The following is a 19,423-nucleotide window of genomic DNA, read 5'->3' as shown; positions in this document are numbered from 1 at the left end:
AGGTCAGCCGATTCCGGGGATGAGGGAGATGATCAGGTCGATGATCTTGATGCCGATGAACGGGGCGATCAGGCCGCCGAGTCCGTAGACGCCGAGGTTGCGCCGGAGCATCGAGTCGGCGCCGCTGGGCCGGTAGCGGACGCCCTTGAGGGCGAGCGGGACCAGCGCGACGATGATCAGCGCGTTGAAGATCACGGCGGACAGGATCGCGGACCGCGGTGAGGACAGGTCCATGATGTTGAGCTTGTCCAGGCCCGGGTGGACCACGGCGAACATCGCGGGAATGATCGCGAAGTACTTCGCGACATCGTTGGCGATGGAGAACGTGGTGAGGGCGCCGCGGGTGATCAGGAGCTGTTTGCCGATCTCCACGATCTCGATGAGCTTGGTCGGGTTGGAGTCCAGGTCCACCATGTTCCCGGCCTCCTTGGCGGCCGAGGTTCCGGTGTTCATGGCCACGCCGACATCGGCCTGGGCGAGCGCCGGCGCGTCGTTCGTGCCGTCGCCGGTCATCGCGACGAGCTTGCCGCCGGCCTGCTCCCGCCTGATGAGGGCCATCTTGTCCTCGGGGGTGGCCTCGGCCAGGAAGTCGTCGACGCCCGCCTCCTGGGCGATGGCCTTCGCGGTGAGCGGGTTGTCGCCGGTGATCATCACCGTACGGATGCCCATCCGGCGCAGTTCGTCGAACCGCTCCCGCATGCCCTCCTTGACGACGTCCTTGAGGTGGATGACACCCAGGACCCGGGCACCGTCCGCGTCCCGGCGGGCGACCAGCAGCGGGGTGCCGCCGGCCTCGGCGATGCGGTCGGTGAGCGCCTGCGCATCGGCTGAGACGCTGCCGCCCTGCTCCTTCACCCAGGCGACGACCGATCCGCTCGCGCCCTTGCGGACCTTGCGTCCACCGACGTCCACACCGGACATGCGGGTCTGGGCGGTGAACGCCACCCACTCGGCGTGGGCGAGTTCGCCCTGGTGACGCTCGCGCAGGCCGTACTTCTCCTTGGCGAGAATCACCACGGACCGGCCCTCGGGGGTTTCGTCGGCCAGCGAGGACAGCTGGGCGGCGTCCGCCAGTTCGGCCGCTGTCACACCCGCCACGGGGAGGAACTCGGCGGCCTGGCGGTTGCCGAGGGTGATGGTGCCGGTCTTGTCCAGCAGCAGCGTCGAGACATCGCCCGCCGCCTCGACTGCGCGCCCGGACATGGCGAGGACGTTGCGCTGCACGAGCCGGTCCATGCCGGCGATGCCGATGGCGGAGAGGAGCGCGCCGATGGTGGTCGGGATCAGGCAGACCAGGAGCGCCGCCAGCACGATCATGGACTGCTCGCTGCCCGCGTAGATCGCGAAGGGCTGCAGGGTGACGACGGCCAGCAGGAACACGATGGTGAGGGACGCCAGGAGGATGTTCAGGGCGATCTCGTTGGGTGTCTTCTGCCGGGCCGCGCCCTCGACCAGGGCGATCATCCGGTCGATGAACGTCTCGCCGGGCTTGGTGGTGATCTTGATGACGATGCGGTCGGAGAGCACCTTCGTACCACCGGTGACGGCGCTGCGGTCGCCGCCGGACTCCCGGATGACCGGGGCCGATTCGCCGGTGATCGCGGACTCGTCCACGCTGGCGACGCCCTCGACGACATCTCCGTCGCCGGGGATGATGTCGCCGGCCTCGCAGACGACCAGATCGCCGATGCGCAGTTCGGTGCCGGGAATCCGTTCCTCGTTCGTGCCGGTGATCCGGCGGGCGACGGTGTTGGTCTTGGCCTTGCGCAGGGTGTCGGCCTGGGCCTTGCCGCGGCCCTCGGCGACCGCCTCCGCCAGGTTGGCGAAGATCGTCGTGAGCCACAGCCAGACCGTGATGGCCCAGCCGAACCAGTCGGTCGGGTCCAGCACGGCGAGCACGGTGGTGAGCACCGAACCCACCAGCACCACGAACATCACCGGCGACTTGACCATGATCCGTGGGTCGAGCTTGCGTATCGCGTCGGGGAAAGAGGCGATCAGCATCCGGGGGTCGAACAGTCCGGCGCCGACGCGCCCTTCGGGAGCGGACCCGGCCGGTGCGTCCTCGTGCGGTGCGCGGGCCGGAGTGACTGTGGACATCGCGTCCTCTTGCTTCGTACGGAGGGTCATGACGCCAGCCCCTCGGCCAGCGGCCCCAGCGCGAGGGCCGGGAAGTAGGTGAGACCGGCGATGATCATGATGGTGGCGACCAGCAGTCCGCTGAAGAGCGGTTTGTGCGTGCCGAGGGTGCCGGCGGTGGCGGGTACGGGCCGCTGCTCGGCGAGCGAGCCGGCCAGCGCCAGGACGAACACCATGGGCAGGAACCGGCCCAGCAGCATCGCGAGCCCGATCGTGGTGTTGAACCACTGGGTGTCCGCGTTGAGCCCGGCGAACGCCGAGCCGTTGTTGTTGGCGCCGGAGGTGTAGGCGTAGAGGATCTCCGAGAAGCCGTGTGCGCCCGAGTTGGTCATCGAGTTGCCCGGGGTGGGCAGGGCCATCGCGACGGCGGTGAAGCAGAGCACCAGGGCCGGTGTGATGAGGATGTAGCAGGCGGCGAGCTTGATCTCGCGGGTGCCGATCTTCTGCCCCAGGTACTCGGGCGTACGGCCGACCATCAGACCGGCGATGAACACCGCGATGACCGCCATGATCAGCATCCCGTAGAGACCGGAGCCGGTGCCGCCCGGTGCGATCTCCCCGAGCTGCATGCCGAGCATCGTGATGCCGCCGCCGAGGCCGGTGAACGAGGAGTGGAACGAGTTCACCGCACCGGTCGACGTGAGGGTGGTGGCCACCGCGAAGATGGAGGAGCCGCCGACTCCGAAACGGTTCTCCTTGCCCTCCATCGCCCCGCCCGCGATGTCGAACGCGGGGCCGTGGTGGGCGAATTCGGTCCACATCATCAGCGCGGTGAATCCGAGCCAGATGACGCCCATCGTCGCGAGGATCGCGTACCCCTGCTTGAGCGAGCCGGCCATGCGGCCGAAGGTGCGCGTCAGGGCGAAGGGAATGACGAGGATCAGGAAGATCTCGAAGAGGTTGGAGAGCCCGTTGGGGTTCTCGAAGGGATGGGCCGAGTTGGCGTTGAAGTAGCCGCCACCGTTCGTGCCCAGCTCCTTGATGGCCTCCTGCGAGGCGACCGCACCGCCGTTCCACTGCTGCGAGCCGCCCGTGAACCGGCCGACCTCGTGGATGCCGGAGAAGTTCTGGATCGCTCCGCAGGCGACCAGCACGAGCGCGCCGATCACCGCGATCGGCACCAGGATCCGCACGGTGCCGCGCACCAGGTCGGACCAGAAGTTGCCGAGTTCACCGCTGCGGACGGCGGAGAACCCCCGGACGAGTGCCACCGCGACGGCGATGCCGACGGAGGCCGACACGAAGTTCTGCACCGCGAGGCCGCCGGTCTGCACGACGTGGCCCATGGCCTGCTCGCCGTAGTACGACTGCCAGTTGGTGTTGGCGACGAACGAGGCCGCCGTGTTGAACGCCTGGTCCGGATCGATCGAGGCGAAGCCGAGCGAACCGGGCAGCGAGCCCTGGAGCCGCTGCAGCAGATACAGGAAGAGGACGCTCACGGCGGAGAAGGCGAGAACACCGCGCAGATAGGCGGGCCAGCGCATCTGCGTGTCCGGGTTGGCGCCTATGGCCTTGTATATCCACTTCTCCACCCGCAGATGCTTCGGAGAGGAATAGACGCCGGCCATGTAGTCACCGAGCGGGCGGTACGCCAGACCCAGCGCCACGACGAGCGCGAGTACCTGGAGCACGCCGGCGAGGACGGGGCTCATATCGGGCTCAGAACCTCTCCGGGTACAGAAGGGCGAGGACGAGATAGCCCAGCAGGGCTACGGCCACGACGAGGCCGGCCACGTTTTCGGCAGTCACAGCTTCGTCACCCCCTTGGCGATGAGAGCCACCAGCGCGAAGACCGCGATCGTGGTGACGACGAAGGCCAGGTCGGCCATCGGGTGCTCCTGGATGAGGTGCGGATTTTCTCGGACCTCTTGAGCAAACCCCGCTCCCGCACCGCCGTGACCTGCATTGATGGCTTCCATACGGGGAGGGACACAGCCTTGACGGCGCCTGTACGTGCCCGATACGCGCCCCTTACGGGCTCTGCCCCGTGCCCGCCCCCGGACGCACAGAAGCCGGTGGCCCGTACCCCTCGAAGGGGGTACGGGCCACCGGCCGGTGCCTACGGGGTGCGGGTCAGCGCACCTCGGTGATCTCGGGACCGCGCTGCAGCCCGGCCATGCCGCCGGAGAACTTCGAGCCCTCCTGCTCCTCCTGCTGCACGCCCTCGGGGACCATCTGGGCGTCGTTGGGGAGCTTGAGGACGATCGGGTCGCGGGGGGCCATCGGGCCCTCGCCGCGGACGACCACGGTGTCCCGGAAGACCGTCTCCAGCAGCCCGGCGGCCTCCGGCTGCACGGCGCCCTGGCCGGAGATCACTCCGCGCAGGAACCAGCGCGGGCCGTCGACACCGACGAAGCGCACCAGCTGCACGCCGTTCGTCCCGTCGGGGAGCTGTACGGGGACCTGCGCGCGCAGCTCCCAGCCCAGCGGGCCCTCGACCTCGTCGATGATGCCGCCCTGCTGGGTGATGCCGGAGGCGATCTCCTCGCGGACCTCGCCCCAGATGCCCTCCTTCTTGGGGGCGGCGAAGGCCTGCAGCTGGATCGCGCTGTCGCGCAGCACGACGGTGGCCGCGACGATCGCGTCACCGGCGACCTCCACGCGCAGCTCCATGCCCTCGACACCGGGCACGAAGACGCCTCCCAGGTCCACCCGGCCGTCGCCGGGCTGGGACACCTCGCTGATGTCCCACGGGCCGTCCGGGCGCGGTGCCGGCGGAAGGTTCGTCCGGCGTGCGGTGCCCTCGGTGTCACCCTGCTCGTCGACGACCTGCTCGGCCTCGCGCGCCTCGTCCGCCGTGTCATCGGCGGAACCACTGTTCTTGCGACGTCCGAACACGTCACTGTCCTTCCCGGTCGGATTCGACCGAAGCGTAGCTGTTCCCGCCCTGGGGAACCCCGCCCCGGACGCCATCAACATCAACGGCGGCATGACCGCCGGTCGACCCGAAGCCCCCTTCGGCCCGCGCCGAGCCGGGAAGCTCCGACACCTCGTGGAAGCGCACCTTCTCGACCTGCTGCACGACCAGTTGGGCAATCCGGTCGAACCGCTCGAACCGCACGGACTCGCGCGGGTCGAGATTGATGACGATCACCTTGATCTCTCCACGGTACCCGGCATCGACCGTCCCCGGGGCATTCACCAGGGCGACTCCGCAGCGGGCGGCGAGACCGGATCGTGGGTGCACGAACGCGGCGTACCCGTCGGGCAGCGCGATCGAAACCCCGGTGGGCAGGACGGCCCGCTCCCCCGGAGCCAGCTCGGCGGCCTCGGTCGTCACGAGGTCGGCGCCGGCGTCACCGGGGTGCCCGTAGGCCGGGAGCGGAACGTCCGGGTCGACCCGGCGGATCAGGACGTCGACGGGGTGGCGCATCAGGGGTTCACCTCGAAGGCGCGGGCGCGCTTGATCTGGTCCGGATCGGCCATCGCGGCCTGGATCTCGGCCGGGCGGCCGTTGTCGATGAAGTGGTCGACCTTGACCTCGATGAACAGGGCCTCGGCCCGCACCGCCACGGGCCCGTCCGGCCCGCCGATCCGGCCGGTCGCCCGGGAGTAGAGCTTGCGCCCGTGCACGGCGGTGATCTCGGCGTCGAGGAACAGCACGGTGTCGACGGGGACGGGCCGCACGAAGTCGGTCTCCAGCCGTCCGGTCACCGCGATGACCCGCAGCAGCCAGTTCAGCGAGCCGAGCGTCTCGTCCAGCGCGGTGGCCAGCACCCCGCCGTGCGCCAGGCCCGGGGCGCCCTGGTGGGCGGCCTTCACGGTGAACTCCGCGGTCACCCGGACACCTTCCTCGGCCCGCGCCTGGAGGTGCAGCCCGTGGGGCTGTCCGGAGCCGCAGCCGAAGCAGTGTTCGTAGTGCGCGCCGAGGAGTTCGCCGGGGGCCGGGGCGTCGGGGTGCCGGACCGGTTTCACCGCGTCGGCCGGGGGCGTCAGAGCCGCAGATGTTCCACTCACAGGCGCAGACCTTACCCGCGCGGGTACCCGCCGGTCGCGCCGTGCCAAGCTTGGAACCATGCAGCCTTCCACCCCGCCGTTCGACGAACGCCTCACCGCTCCCCGTTCGTGGTGGCTGATCGCCGTCCTCATCGGCATCGCGTGCGCGCTGATGCTGCTGCCGCTGGGAACCCTGCCGCTGCTCGCCGGCCTCGCCGGCGGCACGGTCCTGTCGGCGGTGGCGGTGAGTGCGTACGGCTCCGCGCGCATCCGTGTGGTGGCGGGTGCGCTCGTCGCGGGCGACGCGCGGATTCCGGTATCGGCGCTCGGCGAGGCCGAGGTGCTGGACGCCGAGGAGGCGCGCGCCTGGCGCACGTACAAGGCGGACACACGGGCCTTCATGCTGCTGCGCAGCTACATCCCGACGGCGGTGCGGGTGGAGGTCACCGACCCCGAGGACCCGACCCCGTACGTCTATCTGTCGACCCGCGACCCGCAGGCGCTGGTGGCGGCGCTGAAGGCGGCGGTCCGGGCCTAGGGCCTTTCGTTCGGATCATGCCGGGCTCTCGCGGGAGGGCAGCTCGGGCTGTTCCAGCGGGGGCAGCTCGGGCAGGCGGTCCCAGGGGATCTGCTTCTCGCGGAGGTCCTTCCTGACCCGTTCGGCGAGCTTTCTGGTGTCGCGACGGTTCATGGAGGCGCCGACCGCGGCGCCGATCATGAACGGGATCAGGCTCGGCAGGTCGCGCACGGTCCGTTTCATGATCTGCCGGCGCAGTTCGCGCTTCATCCGGCCGCTCAGTGCCGCGTCGACCGAGGCCGGGCGGGTGACCTCGATGCCGCGTTCCTCGGTCCAGGCGGTGAGGTAGGCGGTGGAGCGCCGGCCGATGTTGCCCGGAGGGCGGCGCCCGTAGAGCTCGTGCAGTTCGGCGACGAGCTTCATCTCGATCGCGGCGACGCCGGTGATCTCGGCCGCCAGCTCCGCGAACATGGCGGGCGGCACGGGCATCATGGCCGCCGCGCCGATTCCGGCGCCGACCGTGGCGGTCGCGCGGCTCGCGCCCGCGACGAGCCGGTCGGCGATCTCCTCCGGCCCGAGGCCGGGAAAGTGCTTGCGCAGGGTGGCGAGGTCGCGCACAGGGACGCGGGGAGCGATGTGGATGATCAGGTCGGCGATATGACCGATCGCTGCCTTGGCGCTCTCCCCGCCCTTGCGTACGCCCCGTTTCACTGAATCCAGACGGCCTGCCCCGGTCACGGGCTCCGTCCTGCCGGCTTCTCCGGCCCCATAGGCCGCGCCGGCTCCGGCAGCCTCACGGGCTGCCTCCACTGCTGCTTCGGCCGCTTCGAGCGAGGCCTGCAGGCCTCGCTCGTCGTCCTGTCCGTCCGGCGAGAGTGGCAGGGCGGACCGCTCGGCAGGCGCCTGAGCGCCTTCTGCCGGGCCTGTACCGCCCTGGTGCTCCCCGGACGACTTCCTGCCCCAGGGGCGCCGCTTGTGGAACGGTGTGTCCCCTGCCACGGCCGACCGGTCTCAGTCGCAGTCGCGGCAGATCGGCTGGCCGTTCTTCTCGCGGGCCAGCTGGCTGCGGTGGTGCACGAGGAAGCAGCTCATGCAGGTGAACTCATCGGCCTGCTTGGGCAGGACCCGTACGGCCAGCTCCTCGTTGGACAGGTCTGCGCCGGGCAGCTCCAGTCCCTCGGCCGCGTCGAACTCGTCGACGTCGACGGCGGACGCCGTCTTGTCGCTCCGGCGCGCCTTCAGCTCTTCAAGGCTGTCCTGATCGACGTCGTCGTCGGTCTTGCGTGGGGTGTCGTAATCCGTTGCCATGTCGCGCTCTCCCCCTCTGGGTGTCTGCGGTGTCTCAGCGCTCGTAACGCGTGAGAGGCCGGACTTGTGCCCGACCTGAGGCGGAGATTTTGCCTCACATCAAGGTCTGTTACTCAATCGACACCCAAAAGGACCGCTCGGGAGTGATCGGCTTGGGTGGCGATGGGGACCGTACACGGTCCCGGCGGCGCCCTTTACAGGCACCACCCCGTGTACTTCCCGTGATGTCTACCCCCGAAAACCCGGCGTTTCGCCGGGATTCCGGTGAGTTCCCTGGTCACGGAGCGTGGACAGGGAGATATTCGCTCTTGTGATCGATCACACACGGTCTCTTCCGGATCAGGTCCCGAAAATTCCGCTCAAAGCGAACAAAAAATAATCAGTGCGCGAACCTCTTCTCCCGCCGTTCAGACGGGCAGTGAGACACGCATCACAAGACCACCGCCCTCACGGGGCTCGGCGATGATACGGCCGCCGTGGGCGCGGGCGACGGACCGCGCGATCGACAGGCCGAGCCCGACCCCCTTGTCGCTGCCCGTCCGCTCCGTACGCAGCCGTCTGAACGGCTCGAAGAGGTTGTCGATCTCGTAGGCGGGGACCACGGGTCCGGTGTTCGTGACGACCATCAGGGCCTGCCCCGGCATGAGCTCCGTGGTGACCTCGACCCAGCCGTCCGCCGGGACGTTGTAGCGCACCGCGTTCTGGACGAGGTTCAGCGCGATCCGCTCCAGCAGGACTCCGTTGCCCTGGACGACCGCCGGGGCCAGCGAGGCGCGCATCTCCACGTGCTTGGCCTCGGCCTCGCCCCGGGCCTGGTCCAGCGCCCGGGAGGCCACCTCGGCCAGATCGACGGGTTTGCGCTCCACGATCTGGTTGTCACTGCGGGCGAGCAGCAGCAGGCCCTCCACGAGCTGCTCGCTGCGCTCGTTGGTGGCCAGCAGCGTCTTGCCCAGCTGCTGGAGCTCGGGGGGCGCCTCGGGGTCGGAGAGATGCACCTCCAGCAGCGTGCGGTTGATCGCCAGGGGGGTGCGCAGCTCGTGCGACGCGTTCCCGACGAACCGCTGCTGTGCGGTGAAGGCCCGCTCCAGCCGGTCCAGCATGTCGTCGAAGGTGTCGGCGAGCTCCTTCAGCTCGTCGTCGGGCCCGTCCAGCTCGATGCGGCGGGCCAGGTCCGTACCGGCGACCGTACGGGCGATGCGGGTGATCCTGCCCAGCGGCGAGAGCACCCGTCCCGCCATGGCGTAGCCGAAGGCGAAGGCGATGACGCTGAGGCCCACCAGTGCGAGCAGTGACCGGTTGAGCAGCGTGTCCAGTGCCTGCTGGCGCTGGTGGTTGACGCAGGAGTTCATCGCGGCGTTGAAGGTCTCGGCCGACGCGTTCTCCGGCAGGGTGCAGACCTCGCTGGTCACCTTGCCGCTGACGACCTTGAACGGCAGCTCACTGCCCACATGCATGGCCTGGGCGGCCAGCATGTAGATGATCGACAGCAGCAGGATGCCCGCGATCAGGAACATGCCGCCGTACAGCAGCGTGAGCCGTATCCGGATGGTCGGGCGCAGCCAGGGGTAGGGGGGCTCCTGCTGTTTGGGCTCCCAGGTGGGTTTGGGGGGCGCCGCCATGGGCGGCGGGGTGGCGGGCACCGGCCTCAGATCCGGTAACCGGAGCCGGGCACGGTGACGATCACCGGGGGCTCGCCGAGTTTGCGGCGCAGGGTCATCACGGTCACCCGGACGACGTTGGTGAACGGGTCGGTGTTCTCGTCCCAGGCCTTCTCCAGCAGCTGCTCGGCCGAGACGACGGCGCCCTCGCTGCGCATCAGGACCTCCAGGACGGCGAACTCCTTGGGGGCGAGCTGGACCTCCTGCTCGCCACGGAACACCTCGCGGCGGTTGGGGTCGAGCTTGATCCCGGCCCGCTCCAGGACGGGCGGCAGGGCGACGGTCGTACGCCGGCCGAGGGCCCGCACCCGGGCGGTCAGCTCGCTGAACGCGAAGGGCTTGGGCAGATAGTCGTCGGCGCCCAGCTCCAGGCCCTCCACCCGGTCGCTGACGTCTCCGGACGCGGTGAGCATGAGGACCCGGGTCGGCATGCCCAGCTCGACGATCCGGCGGCACACGTCGTCACCGTGGACCAGGGGGAGGTCGCGGTCGAGCACCACGACGTCGTAGTCGTTGACCTCGATGCGCTCCACGGCCGCGGCTCCGTCGTACACGACATCGACGGCCATGGCCTCGCGGCGCAATCCGGTGGCCACCGCATCGGCGAGCAGCTGCTCGTCCTCCACGACGAGTACGCGCACGGCGCTTCCTTCCTTAGAACTTCGCAAGCGATCTTCACCACGGGGCCCCAGAGCGTCCGGAACGGCCCGGCCGCCCGTGCCGCGGGCATGCCCCGGCACACCTCGTGCGGCTCCATCCTGCCCGTATCACGTATAAACCGGCGGTAAGACGGTGCGGTCCGACCTGCGGCTTCAGGGAAACAACGGGATTTCCGGGCCAGTTGAGGTTTCTCTGAGCTTCGGGCGGGGGAGGACGCATTCACACCCGAGATCACGTCTTCCCATGTGGCGTTGTCACAGGCCCCTCCGTCCCCCGGAGAGTGCGTGATCACCCGCCCTACCGCTTCGGCGGAGGGAAACCCGGGCACACCCCCGTGCCACCGACCCACGATGAGGGGGCGCTTCATGGACGCTTTCACCGCAGGTCTGCTGCAACGCATCAAGACCACCGAGGACGACCTCACGAAGGCCCGAGAGACGGGCGACGACTTCCTCGCGGACGTCGAGCAGAGCGAGCTCGACGACCTTCATCGCCTCGCCGCCGAGCACGGTGTACGCATCGGCACGACGACGAACGCCTGACCGAGCAGAAGGGCCCCGCAGCCGCCGTACGGCGGCTGCGGGGCCCTTCTGCTCGGTCAGGGCGGTCCCGGGGCCGACGTCAGTCGTGCCAGGCCCCCAGCTCCTCCAGCAGGGCCTGGAGCGGTTCGAAGACGCCCGGGGACGCGGCCACCGTCAGGTCCCCGTCGGCCGGCCGGCCGGGGCGCCCGCCGGTGAGGGCGCCCGCCTCCCGGGCGATGAGGTCGCCCGCGGTGAGGTCCCACGGGTGCAGTCCGCGCTCGAAGTAACCGTCGAGCCGGCCCGCGGCCACATCGCAGAGGTCGATGGCCGCGGAGCCGCCCCGCCGGATGTCCCGTACCTGCGGGATCAGCTCGCGGGCCACCTCGGCCTGGTGCGTCCGGACGTCGGCGACGTAGTTGAAGCCCGTGGCCACCAGCGCCTCGGCGAGCGGGGCGGTGGGCCTGCACCGCAGCCGGACGTGCTCGTCCCCGTAGGGCCCGCCGGTGACGAAGGCGCCGTGGCCGCGGCGTGCGAAGTACGTCTCGCCGCGCATCGGGGCCTCCACCACACCGGCGACCCGCTCGCCGTGCAGCTCGACGCCGATGGAGACGGACCAGGACGGCAGCCCGTAGAGATAGTTCACCGTGCCGTCGAGCGGGTCGATGACCCAGCGCACGCCCGTGCTGCCCTCGGCGGTCGTACCGCTCTCCTCGCCCAGGTAGCCGTCGAGGGGACGGCGCTCGATCAGGTACTCGGTGATCAGCTTCTCTGCGGCGATGTCCATCTCGGTGACGACATCGACCGGGCTGGACTTGGTCGCGGCCACGCCCAGTCCCGCCGGACGCCCGTCGCGCAGCAGGCGGCCGGCGCGTCGCGCGGCCTCCCTGGCGAGGTCGAGCAGGGTCTCCACTGAGTGGTCGGTTTCGGTCACGGCGCTCCCTAGAGGTTGAGAGGGGGTCGGACGGGGAAGGGCGAGGGCTTACGCGTAGGGGCTGTCGGCTCCCGCGGCGGCGGGCTTGGGGGCACGGGCCGGGCAGCAGCCCACCGGGCAGAGGTCGTGGCTCGGACCGAGAGCTCCGAGGGCGCAGCGCTGCGGATGGCGGCCCTGTTCGGCGGCGGCCCGCTCCAGGACCAGGTCGCGCACGGCGGCGGCGAACCGGGGATCGGCACCGACCGTCGCGGAGCGCCGCACCGGCAGGCCCAGCTCGGCGGCCTTGGCCGTCGCCTCGGTGTCGAGGTCGTAGAGGACCTCCATGTGGTCCGAGACGAACCCGATGGGCGCCATCACGACGGCGGGGACACCGTCGCCGTGGAGGGCTTCGAGGTGGTCGCAGATGTCGGGCTCCAGCCACGGGATGTGCGGGGCGCCGCTGCGCGACTGGTAGACGAGACGCCAGGGGTACGCCGTACCGGTCCGCTCGCGCACCGCGTCGACGATCAGCCGGGCGGTGTCCAGGTGCTCGGCGACGTACGCGCCGCCGTCCCCGTGCGTCTCCACGGGCCCTGAGGTGTCGGCAGCCGTCGTCGGGATGGAGTGCGTGGTGAAGGCCAGGTGCGCGCCGGGACGCACGTCGTCGGGCAGGTCCGCCAGGGAGGCGAGGACGCCCTCCACCATGGGCTCCACGAAGCCGGGGTGGTTGAAGTAGTGCCGCAGTTTGTCCACGCGCGGAACGGGAAGACCCTCGGCCTCCAGGGCTGCCAGGGACTCCGCGAGGTTCTCGCGGTACTGCCGGCAGCCGGAGTACGAGGCGTAGGCGCTGGTGGCCAGGACGGCGATGCGGCGGTGCCCGTCGGTGACCATCTCGCGGAGCGTGTCGGTGAGGTAGGGAGCCCAGTTGCGGTTGCCCCAGTAGACGGGCAGGTCCAGTCCGTGTCCGGCGAAGTCCTTGCGCAGCGCGTCGAGCAGGGCCCTGTTCTGGGCGTTGATCGGGCTGACGCCCCCGAACAGGAAGTAGTGCTTGCCGACCTCCTTGAGCCGTTCCTCGGGGATGCCCCGGCCGCGGGTCACGTTCGCGAGGAACGGAACCACGTCGTCGGGGCCTTCGGGGCCGCCGAAGGAGAGCAGGAGCAGGGCGTCGTAGGGAGCGGGATCGCGCAGATCGGACATGCCCTCGATCCTGCCACCCGCGCCCGGGGCCGGTCCCACCGACATCCGTACCGGAGCGCGCGGCCGGGCCCCCACGGGCGGCGGGAGGGGGATGCATATGCGAGAACCGTGAGTATGATCCCCCTCCAACCGGCCGGTAACCCGTGGTTTCCGTGCGGGGGAAGCACCGGCTGGGTGGGCCGGTTCCTAGGGAAGGGCGCGGGGAAGATGACCGAGACCTACGCACGGACGGCGACGAGCCCGTGGCGCAACTGGGCGGGGAACGTCACGGCCCGGCCGGCCAGGACCGTGTCCCCCGCCTCGGTGGACGAGCTGGCGGAGGTGCTGCGCAGGGCGTCCGAGGACGGGCTGCGGGTGAAGCCGGCCGGTACCGGTCACTCGTTCACGGCGACCGCGGCCACCGACGGGGTGCTGATCCGGCCCGATCTGCTGACGGGCATCCGCGAGATCGACCGCAAGGCGATGACGGTGACGGTCGAGGCGGGCACCCCGCTGAAGCGGCTCAACACCGCGCTCGCCCGCGAGGGCCTCTCGCTCACCAACATGGGCGACATCATGGAACAGACGGTCGCCGGGGCCACCTCCACCGGGACGCACGGCACCGGCCGTGACTCGGCGTCCATATCCGCGCAGATACGCGCCCTGGAGCTGGTCACCGCGGACGGCACGGTCCTGACCTGCTCGGAGACCGAGAACGCCGACGTGTTCGCGGTGGCGCGGATCGGGCTCGGCGCCCTGGGCGTCATCACCGCGATCACCTTCGCCGTGGAGCCGGTCTTCCTGCTGACCGCCCGCGAGGAGCCGATGGGCTTCGACCAGGTGACGGCCGACTTCGATCAGCTCGTGGCCGAGAACGAGCACTTCGAGTTCTACTGGTTCCCGCACACCGGGAACTGCAACACCAAGCGCAACAACCGCAGCGCCGGCCCCGCCGCCCCTCCCGGCAAGGTCAGCGGCTGGATCGACGACGAACTGCTGTCCAACGGCGTCTTCCAGGTCGCCTGCTCGCTGGGCCGGGCCGTCCCCGCCACGATCCCCTCGATCGCCAGGATCTCCAGCCGCGCCCTGTCGGCGCGTACGTACACCGACATCCCGTACAAGGTGTTCACCAGCCCGCGCCGGGTCCGGTTCGTGGAGATGGAGTACGCGCTGCCGCGCGAAGCGGCCGTGGAGGCGCTGCGCGAGGTGCGGGCGATGGTCGACCGCTCGCCGCTGCGCGTCAGCTTCCCGGTGGAGGTGCGCACCGCACCCGCCGACGACATCGCGCTCTCCACGGCCTCGGGCCGGGAGAGCGCGTACATCGCCGTCCACATGTACCGGGGCACGCCGTACCAGGCGTACTTCACGGCGGTGGAGCGGATCATGACCGCGCACGGCGGCCGTCCCCATTGGGGAAAGATCAACACACGGGACGCCGCGTACCTCTCCGGGGTGTATCCGCGCTTCGGCGAGTTCACGGCCGTACGGGACCGGCTCGACCCGGACCGTCTGTTCGGCAACGACTACCTGCGCCGGGTGCTGGGCGACTGACCCGGCCTCACTCTCCCGTGCCGGTTCCGGCCGGCGCCGGGGCGCCGTCGCTGGCCGTCGGGTCGGGCGCCGTGCTCTCGCCGCCGTCCGTGGTGCTCGGGGTGGGCGTGGGCGACGGCTCGACCGCGCCGCCCGCCGGGTCCGAGGGGGGCGGGGGTGTCGTCCCCTCGGTGGGAGCGCCGCTCCGGTCCGGCTGCGGGGCGGTGCCGTTGTCGTCCCGACCGTCCGTGCCGGGCGTCGCCGTGCCGTCGTCCCGCTGGGCGGGGTCCGTGGCGTCCCGGCCGGGGCCGGTGGTTTCGGCGGGCTCGGGCGCGGAAGGCCCGGCATCGCGCTCACCGCGTACGACGGAGCCCACGGTCGTCCCGTGGCCGCCGCTCAGATCACCGCCCGAGATCAGTTCGTACGTGGTGATGCCGGCCATCGAGACCGCGAAGACCACCGCCGCGCCGATGGCCGACCGCTTCCAGCCCCGTACCCGGGTGCCGTGCGTGGTCGCGTCGGAGAACTCCTCGTCCGGCACCTGCCGCAGGACGGTCGTGGCGTCCCGGCCGTCCTGGCGCGGCAGGAACACCGTCCCGCCGGCGTCCGCACGGCGCAGGGGGGCCGTCTCGTCCCCTCCCGCGTCGACGCGGCGCAGGACCGTCGTCTCATCCACGCGGCGCGGCACCGTCGGCCGGTCCGCACCCGCGTCCACGCGGCGCAGCACCGTCGTCTCGTCCGCACCCGCGTCCGCGCGTCGCAGCACCGTGGTGGCGTCGTCCGCCGCTCCCAGCAGCGCGGTCCTCTCCCGGGAGGTCCGGGCCGGCTGCCGGGGACCGGTCTCGCGGGTATGGACGGTCACCTCGCGGTCCGGGTGCTTCACCTGGACGGTGACCTCGCGGATCTGCTCCCCCGTACGGCGGAAGAAGTGCTGGAACACCGAGCCGCCGCAGGTGGCCACGACACTCATGACACCCGCGCCGGCGATCGTCCCGTACACACCGAGTTGGGAAGCCGCCACGGCCGCCGCCACCGCCGCGACAGCACTGCCCGCCACCTGGGGCAGGCTCAGATCGATCCGCCTCTCCTTGGGTTCTGTGTCGCTTTCCGGCTTCTGCACCATTTCCAGCCCTTGATTGACATCTCTCCCACCCTGCACCAACTAGGGACACGTGAGCGAAGCCGAAAGTTCCGGTTGCGCGGATTGTGTGAAGCACGACACGGATCATGAGCGGGCGGCGTCTGGAGGGGTAGGTCAACTCCCGCAACCGACGAGAACTTCGACGGCGCGGCGGTCCACCCACATGGCCCGAATGGAGTACTGTGGCGAGCCCTGGGGCCGGACACCCACGCGGCGTCCGGAACCCTCGGGAGGGGGCCGAAGGAGGCACTCGATCCGGCGGCGCACGGCATCGCACGGCGGCCTGCTACACGGAGTGACCATCCGTCACTTTGCGTTGCGTAAAGGCTACCGTGGCATACCGGCGATCAAGGGCTCACGCCCGACACGCCGGGCAACACGGCAATGTTGTGGCAGGCTGCACCCGGGCAGGCCACACTCGACTAGCGGAAGCAGCGACGCACGTGACGTCGGCAGGCACCACCCGGGAGGTCCCCATGCCCGAACTGCGTGTCGTGGCCGTCTCCAACGACGGCACACGACTGGTGCTCAAGGCTGCGGACAGCACGGAGTACACGCTTCCGATCGACGAGCGGCTGCGAGCCGCCGTGCGCAACGACCGCGCCCGGCTCGGCCAGATCGAGATCGAGGTGGAGAGCCACCTCCGCCCCCGCGACATCCAGGCCCGGATACGAGCCGGCGCCTCCGCGGAGGAGGTCGCCCAGTTCGCCGGGATCCCCGTCGACCGTGTCCGCCGCTTCGAGGGCCCCGTGCTCGCGGAGCGCGCCTTCATGGCCGAGCGGGCCCGGAAGACTCCCGTGCGCCGTCCCGGCGAGAACACCGGCCCCCAGCTCGGCGAGGCGGTGCAGGAGCGGCTGCTGCTGCGCGGCGCCGACAAGGAGACCGTCCAGTGGGACTCGTGGCGCCGCGACGACGGCACCTGGGAGGTCCTCCTGGTGTACCGGGTCGCCGGTGAGCCGCACTCGGCGAGCTGGACGTACGACCCGCCGCGTCGGCTGGTCCAGGCCGTCGACGACGAGGCGCGTTCGCTGATCGGCGAGACGGACGAGGTCGCCGCGCCCGAGCCCAGCTTCCCGTTCGTCCCCCGGATCGCCCGGCTGCCGCGCGACCGGCCGCTGGACCGCGCGCTGGACCGGCAGATCGAGCGCCCGGCCCCGCCGCCGCCCCCGGAGCCGGAGGAGCGGATCAGCGGGGTGACGGCGAGCGAGCGCGATTCGCTCACCAGTCTGCTGGAGGCGGTCCCGAGCTTCCGCGGTGACATGGTCGTACCGGAGCGGCCTTCGCCGCCCGAGCCGCCGGCGATCGAGCCGGCGGAGCGGGAACCGGAGGCCGAGGAGCCGCCGGCCGCGTCGGCGGGCGCGGGCTCCGCGTACGCGGACGTCCTGATGCCGCGCGCGGTCGCGGGCCATCGCGACCGGCTGACCGGGACGACGGACCGGCAGGCCGAGGCGGACGGGGTCCGGCCGGGACGCCGTGCGGCGGTGCCCAGCTGGGACGAGATCGTCTTCGGCACGCGCCGCAAGAAGCAGGATTAGAAGGACCCGCCGGCATGGCAGGGGCCCGTACGCGAACGCGTACGGGCCCCTGCGCGTCGTGCGACGGCGTTCCGTTACCGGGGGTCGGGTCCGGTGGCGACCGGGCGCGACTCGTCGGCGGACCACTCGGACCAGGAGCCCGCGTAGAGGGCCGCCCGGTGCCCGGCGAGTTCCAGTGCCAGCACCTGCTGGGCCCCGGAGACGCCCGAACCGCAGTAGACGCCGACCTCCGCCGTGTCGCCGCCGACGCCGAGGCCGGCGAACCGGGCGGCCAGGCGGTCGGGGCTCAGGAAGCGTCCGTCCGCGTCCATGTTCTCGCCGGTCGGGGCGGAGAGGGCGCCCGGGATGTGGCCGCCGACCCGGTCGATGGGCTCCACATCGCCCCGGTAGCGCTCGGCCGCCCGCGCGTCGAGCAGGACGCCCGAACGGGCCAGGGCCGCGGCTCCGTCCGCGTCGAGCAGCGGCAGCGCGCCCGGCGCGGGCACGAAGTCACCCTCGGCAGGGTCGGGGGTCTCCTTCGACAGCTCCCCCGTCCAGGCCGCGAGCCCGCCGTCCAGCACCCGGACGTCCCGGTGCCCCGCCCAGCGCAGCAGCCACCAGGCGCGCGCAGCCGCCCAGCCCTGGCCGCCGTCGTAGACCACGACCGGTGCGTCCCCGCGGACCCCCGCGCGGCGCATCGCGGCCCCGAACTCCGCCGGGTCCGGCAGCGGGTGACGGCCGCCGGCACCCGCCGGACCGGCGAGCTCCGTGTCGAGGTCCACGTAGACCGCGCCGGGGATGTGCCCCGCCTCGTAGTCGGGCCGCCCGTTCGGGCCGCCCAGCTGCCAACGTACGTCCAGGAGCACCGGCGGACGCGGCCCCGCCAGTTCGCTCACACATTCGGAAACGGAGATGATGGGCTTCATGCGTGCCATCCTCGCGCAGACGCCCGGCCCTCCGTAACAACAGTGAAGCCGCCATACCACGACAAACCGGGCCGCCTGTGGCGAGATCCCGGAATGGACGGCGCGGCCGGAGCGCATACCGCGCCCGGTGGTGCAAGCATCTGCACGGGGCGCACACCACTCGCACCGCACCACGGCGCGTCGGCCCCGATTTCCCGTACGGCCACCACGATGGTCCGAGGAGAGTGACGATGACCGAGGCTGCCGCTCGGCGTACACCCGGAACACCTTGCTGGGTGAGCCTGATCGTGCACGGCCTGCGCACGACCCAGAACTTCTACGCCGAGCTGTTCGGCTGGGAGTTCGGCCCCGGCCCCGAGCAGCTCGGCCCGTATGTACGGGCGCTGATCGACGGGAAGGAGGTGGCGGGCATCGGTCAGCTGCCGCCGGACCGGCATCTCCCGATCGCCTGGACGACCTACCTGGCCACCGACGACGCGGACCAGACGGCGGAGGCGATCCGGGCCTGCGGCGGCACGGTCGGCGTCGGGCCGCTCGACGCGGGCGAGGCGGGCCGCATGGCCATCGCGTCCGACCCGGGCGGGGCCGTCTTCGGCATCTGGCAGGCCGCCGCGCACATCGGCACCACGCTGGCCGGGCAGCCCGGCACCCCGGTCTGGAACGAGCTGGTCACCCGGGAGACGTCGACGGTCGCCAAGTTCTACCAGGCGGTCTTCGGCTACGAGCCCAAGGCCGTCGTCTCGGCGGACTTCGACTACCAGACCCTGCATCTCCAGGGCCGTCCGGTGGCCTCCCTGCACGGCGTCGGCCATGCCCTGCTGCGCGACCGGGGGCCGCACTGGATGACGTACTTCGAGGTGGCCGACACCGACGAGGCCGCGCAGCGGGTGGCGGAGCTGGGCGGTCACGTCCTCAGCCCGCCGAGAGAGGGCCCGAGCGGCAGAGTCGCGACGGTCGCGGACCCGGAGGGCGCGGTGTTCACGATCCAGCGGTCGGCGAAGGGCTGACCACGCTCCGCTCCCACCGCCAGGGCCCGAGCTGGACGACGCCGAACGCCACTTCGGCCACCAGGAACAGCCAGAGCCAGTACGGGGCTCCGTGGGCCAGCGCGTACGCCTGCCATACGGCGAACAGCGTGCGCGCGAAGCCGTCGTACAGGCCGTGCACCGGCAGCGGCCGCAGGAGCCGCAGGAGCGCCCAGACGACCACCACCGAACCCATCAGGTTCGCGTACAGGGTTTGTATCGGGTCGAGGGCGGGCAGCGCGCCCGCCCCGATCTCTTCGCCGAGCCGGGACAGCGCGCTGTGCACCAGCCTGTACGTCCACGGGGTGGCGAAACCCACGGTGACGACGAGGTCGTACCACGCGCTCGCGCGCACGAAACGCGGATAGGCGGGGTGTGAGGGGGCGACGGTACGGATCACGGCGGGGCTCCTGCCTGCTTCCTGGACGGACGCCCCCGACCGTAAACAGTGGAGTACTGTCC

At 71.1% G+C, this 19,423-nt stretch carries 21 protein-coding genes; 5 read left to right on the top strand and 16 right to left on the bottom strand.

The window, feature by feature from the left end:
- Positions 1-3: 3 nt before the first annotated feature.
- The 7 genes from kdpB to EAO73_RS11980 all read right to left on the bottom strand — a co-directional run bounded on the left by kdpB (position 4) and on the right by EAO73_RS11980 (position 6,096).
- Positions 4-2,100 carry a potassium-transporting ATPase subunit KdpB gene (kdpB, locus tag EAO73_RS12005; protein ID WP_412074577.1) on the bottom strand — a complete coding sequence of 699 codons (2,097 nt, stop codon included), beginning with the start codon at positions 2,098-2,100 and terminating at the stop codon, positions 4-6.
- A 26-nt stretch (positions 2,101-2,126) separates the two neighbouring features.
- The gene (kdpA, locus tag EAO73_RS12000) at positions 2,127-3,791 is read right to left on the bottom strand and encodes a potassium-transporting ATPase subunit KdpA (RefSeq protein WP_147971350.1); all 1,665 of its coding nucleotides are present in this window, start codon (positions 3,789-3,791) and stop codon (positions 2,127-2,129) included.
- Positions 3,792-3,798: 7 nt separating this feature from the next.
- Positions 3,799-3,888, bottom strand: coding sequence for a K(+)-transporting ATPase subunit F (gene kdpF / locus EAO73_RS11995; RefSeq protein ID WP_147971349.1), 90 nt, complete (start codon positions 3,886-3,888; stop codon positions 3,799-3,801).
- A complete protein-coding gene (locus tag EAO73_RS35880) occupies positions 3,885-4,058 on the bottom strand; it encodes a hypothetical protein (RefSeq protein ID WP_191134027.1) in 174 nt (57 codons plus the stop codon). Before EAO73_RS35880 ends, kdpF begins: the two co-directional genes overlap by 4 nt.
- A 154-nt stretch (positions 4,059-4,212) precedes the next feature.
- Entirely contained in the window at positions 4,213-4,977 is a 765-nt protein-coding gene (locus EAO73_RS11990; protein WP_147971348.1) for a DUF3710 domain-containing protein, read from the bottom strand.
- A gap of 1 nt (position 4,978) precedes the next feature.
- Positions 4,979-5,512 (bottom strand): dUTP diphosphatase, encoded by a 534-nt coding sequence (gene dut, locus EAO73_RS11985; RefSeq protein WP_147971347.1) that lies wholly within the window; start codon positions 5,510-5,512, stop codon positions 4,979-4,981.
- Positions 5,512-6,096, bottom strand: coding sequence for a PaaI family thioesterase (locus tag EAO73_RS11980; RefSeq protein WP_147971346.1), 585 nt, complete (start codon positions 6,094-6,096; stop codon positions 5,512-5,514). The genes dut and EAO73_RS11980 overlap by 1 nt, the downstream gene beginning before the upstream one ends.
- 58 nt (positions 6,097-6,154) lie before the next feature.
- Here EAO73_RS11980 and EAO73_RS11975 point away from each other — a divergent pair, with 58 nt between their 5' ends.
- Positions 6,155-6,613, top strand: coding sequence for a DUF3093 domain-containing protein (locus EAO73_RS11975; RefSeq protein ID WP_147971345.1), 459 nt, complete (start codon positions 6,155-6,157; stop codon positions 6,611-6,613).
- 15 nt (positions 6,614-6,628) lie between these two features.
- On the opposite strand, the gene EAO73_RS11970 is transcribed toward EAO73_RS11975, so the two are convergent.
- From EAO73_RS11970 to EAO73_RS11955, 4 genes are all read right to left on the bottom strand, one after another.
- Positions 6,629-7,591: a hypothetical protein gene (locus EAO73_RS11970; protein ID WP_191134000.1), complete on the bottom strand. Its 963-nt coding sequence runs from the start codon at positions 7,589-7,591 to the stop codon at positions 6,629-6,631.
- A gap of 12 nt (positions 7,592-7,603) precedes the next feature.
- Entirely contained in the window at positions 7,604-7,900 is a 297-nt protein-coding gene (locus EAO73_RS11965) for a DUF4193 domain-containing protein (protein WP_003965732.1), read from the bottom strand.
- Between the two features lie 407 nt (positions 7,901-8,307).
- Positions 8,308-9,540, bottom strand: coding sequence for a sensor histidine kinase (locus EAO73_RS11960; protein ID WP_147971344.1), 1,233 nt, complete (start codon positions 9,538-9,540; stop codon positions 8,308-8,310).
- Between the two features lie 5 nt (positions 9,541-9,545).
- A complete protein-coding gene (locus EAO73_RS11955) occupies positions 9,546-10,199 on the bottom strand; it encodes a response regulator transcription factor (RefSeq protein ID WP_147971343.1) in 654 nt (217 codons plus the stop codon).
- 384 nt (positions 10,200-10,583) lie between these two features.
- On the opposite strand from EAO73_RS11955, the gene EAO73_RS35875 reads away from it, so the two are divergent.
- Positions 10,584-10,760 carry a hypothetical protein gene (locus EAO73_RS35875; RefSeq protein ID WP_191133999.1) on the top strand — a complete coding sequence of 59 codons (177 nt, stop codon included), beginning with the start codon at positions 10,584-10,586 and terminating at the stop codon, positions 10,758-10,760.
- 79 nt (positions 10,761-10,839) lie between these two features.
- Here EAO73_RS35875 and EAO73_RS11950 read toward each other — a convergent pair whose 3' ends face one another.
- Both EAO73_RS11950 and EAO73_RS11945 read right to left on the bottom strand, forming a co-directional pair.
- Positions 10,840-11,649 (bottom strand): inositol monophosphatase family protein, encoded by an 810-nt coding sequence (locus EAO73_RS11950; protein ID WP_147971528.1) that lies wholly within the window; start codon positions 11,647-11,649, stop codon positions 10,840-10,842.
- Between the two features lie 69 nt (positions 11,650-11,718).
- Positions 11,719-12,846, bottom strand: coding sequence for a ferrochelatase (locus EAO73_RS11945; protein WP_147971342.1), 1,128 nt, complete (start codon positions 12,844-12,846; stop codon positions 11,719-11,721).
- A gap of 207 nt (positions 12,847-13,053) precedes the next feature.
- Between EAO73_RS11945 and EAO73_RS11940 the strand changes: the two genes are divergently transcribed.
- Positions 13,054-14,376 carry a D-arabinono-1,4-lactone oxidase gene (locus EAO73_RS11940; RefSeq protein ID WP_147971341.1) on the top strand — a complete coding sequence of 441 codons (1,323 nt, stop codon included), beginning with the start codon at positions 13,054-13,056 and terminating at the stop codon, positions 14,374-14,376.
- 7 nt (positions 14,377-14,383) lie between these two features.
- Here EAO73_RS11940 and EAO73_RS11935 read toward each other — a convergent pair whose 3' ends face one another.
- The gene (locus tag EAO73_RS11935) at positions 14,384-15,478 is read right to left on the bottom strand and encodes a hypothetical protein (protein WP_147971340.1); all 1,095 of its coding nucleotides are present in this window, start codon (positions 15,476-15,478) and stop codon (positions 14,384-14,386) included.
- A 494-nt stretch (positions 15,479-15,972) separates the two neighbouring features.
- Between EAO73_RS11935 and sepH the strand changes: the two genes are divergently transcribed.
- A complete protein-coding gene (sepH, locus tag EAO73_RS11930) occupies positions 15,973-17,031 on the top strand; it encodes a septation protein SepH (RefSeq protein ID WP_147971339.1) in 1,059 nt (352 codons plus the stop codon).
- A 74-nt stretch (positions 17,032-17,105) separates the two neighbouring features.
- On the opposite strand, the gene EAO73_RS11925 is transcribed toward sepH, so the two are convergent.
- Positions 17,106-17,936 (bottom strand): sulfurtransferase, encoded by an 831-nt coding sequence (locus EAO73_RS11925; protein ID WP_147971338.1) that lies wholly within the window; start codon positions 17,934-17,936, stop codon positions 17,106-17,108.
- Positions 17,937-18,166: 230 nt separating this feature from the next.
- Here EAO73_RS11925 and EAO73_RS11920 point away from each other — a divergent pair, with 230 nt between their 5' ends.
- Positions 18,167-18,943, top strand: coding sequence for a VOC family protein (locus EAO73_RS11920; RefSeq protein ID WP_191133998.1), 777 nt, complete (start codon positions 18,167-18,169; stop codon positions 18,941-18,943).
- On the opposite strand, the gene EAO73_RS11915 is transcribed toward EAO73_RS11920, so the two are convergent.
- Positions 18,915-19,361, bottom strand: coding sequence for a hypothetical protein (locus EAO73_RS11915; protein ID WP_147971336.1), 447 nt, complete (start codon positions 19,359-19,361; stop codon positions 18,915-18,917). The two genes, EAO73_RS11920 and EAO73_RS11915, sit on opposite strands and share 29 nt — an antisense overlap.
- Positions 19,362-19,423: the final 62 nt, after the last annotated feature.

It is taken from the genome of Streptomyces sp. col6, assembly GCF_008042035.1.
GTDB lineage: Bacteria > Actinomycetota > Actinomycetes > Streptomycetales > Streptomycetaceae > Streptomyces.
Note: the sequence above shows the minus strand (reverse complement) of the source record. Positions and strands in the feature narration are given on the sequence as shown.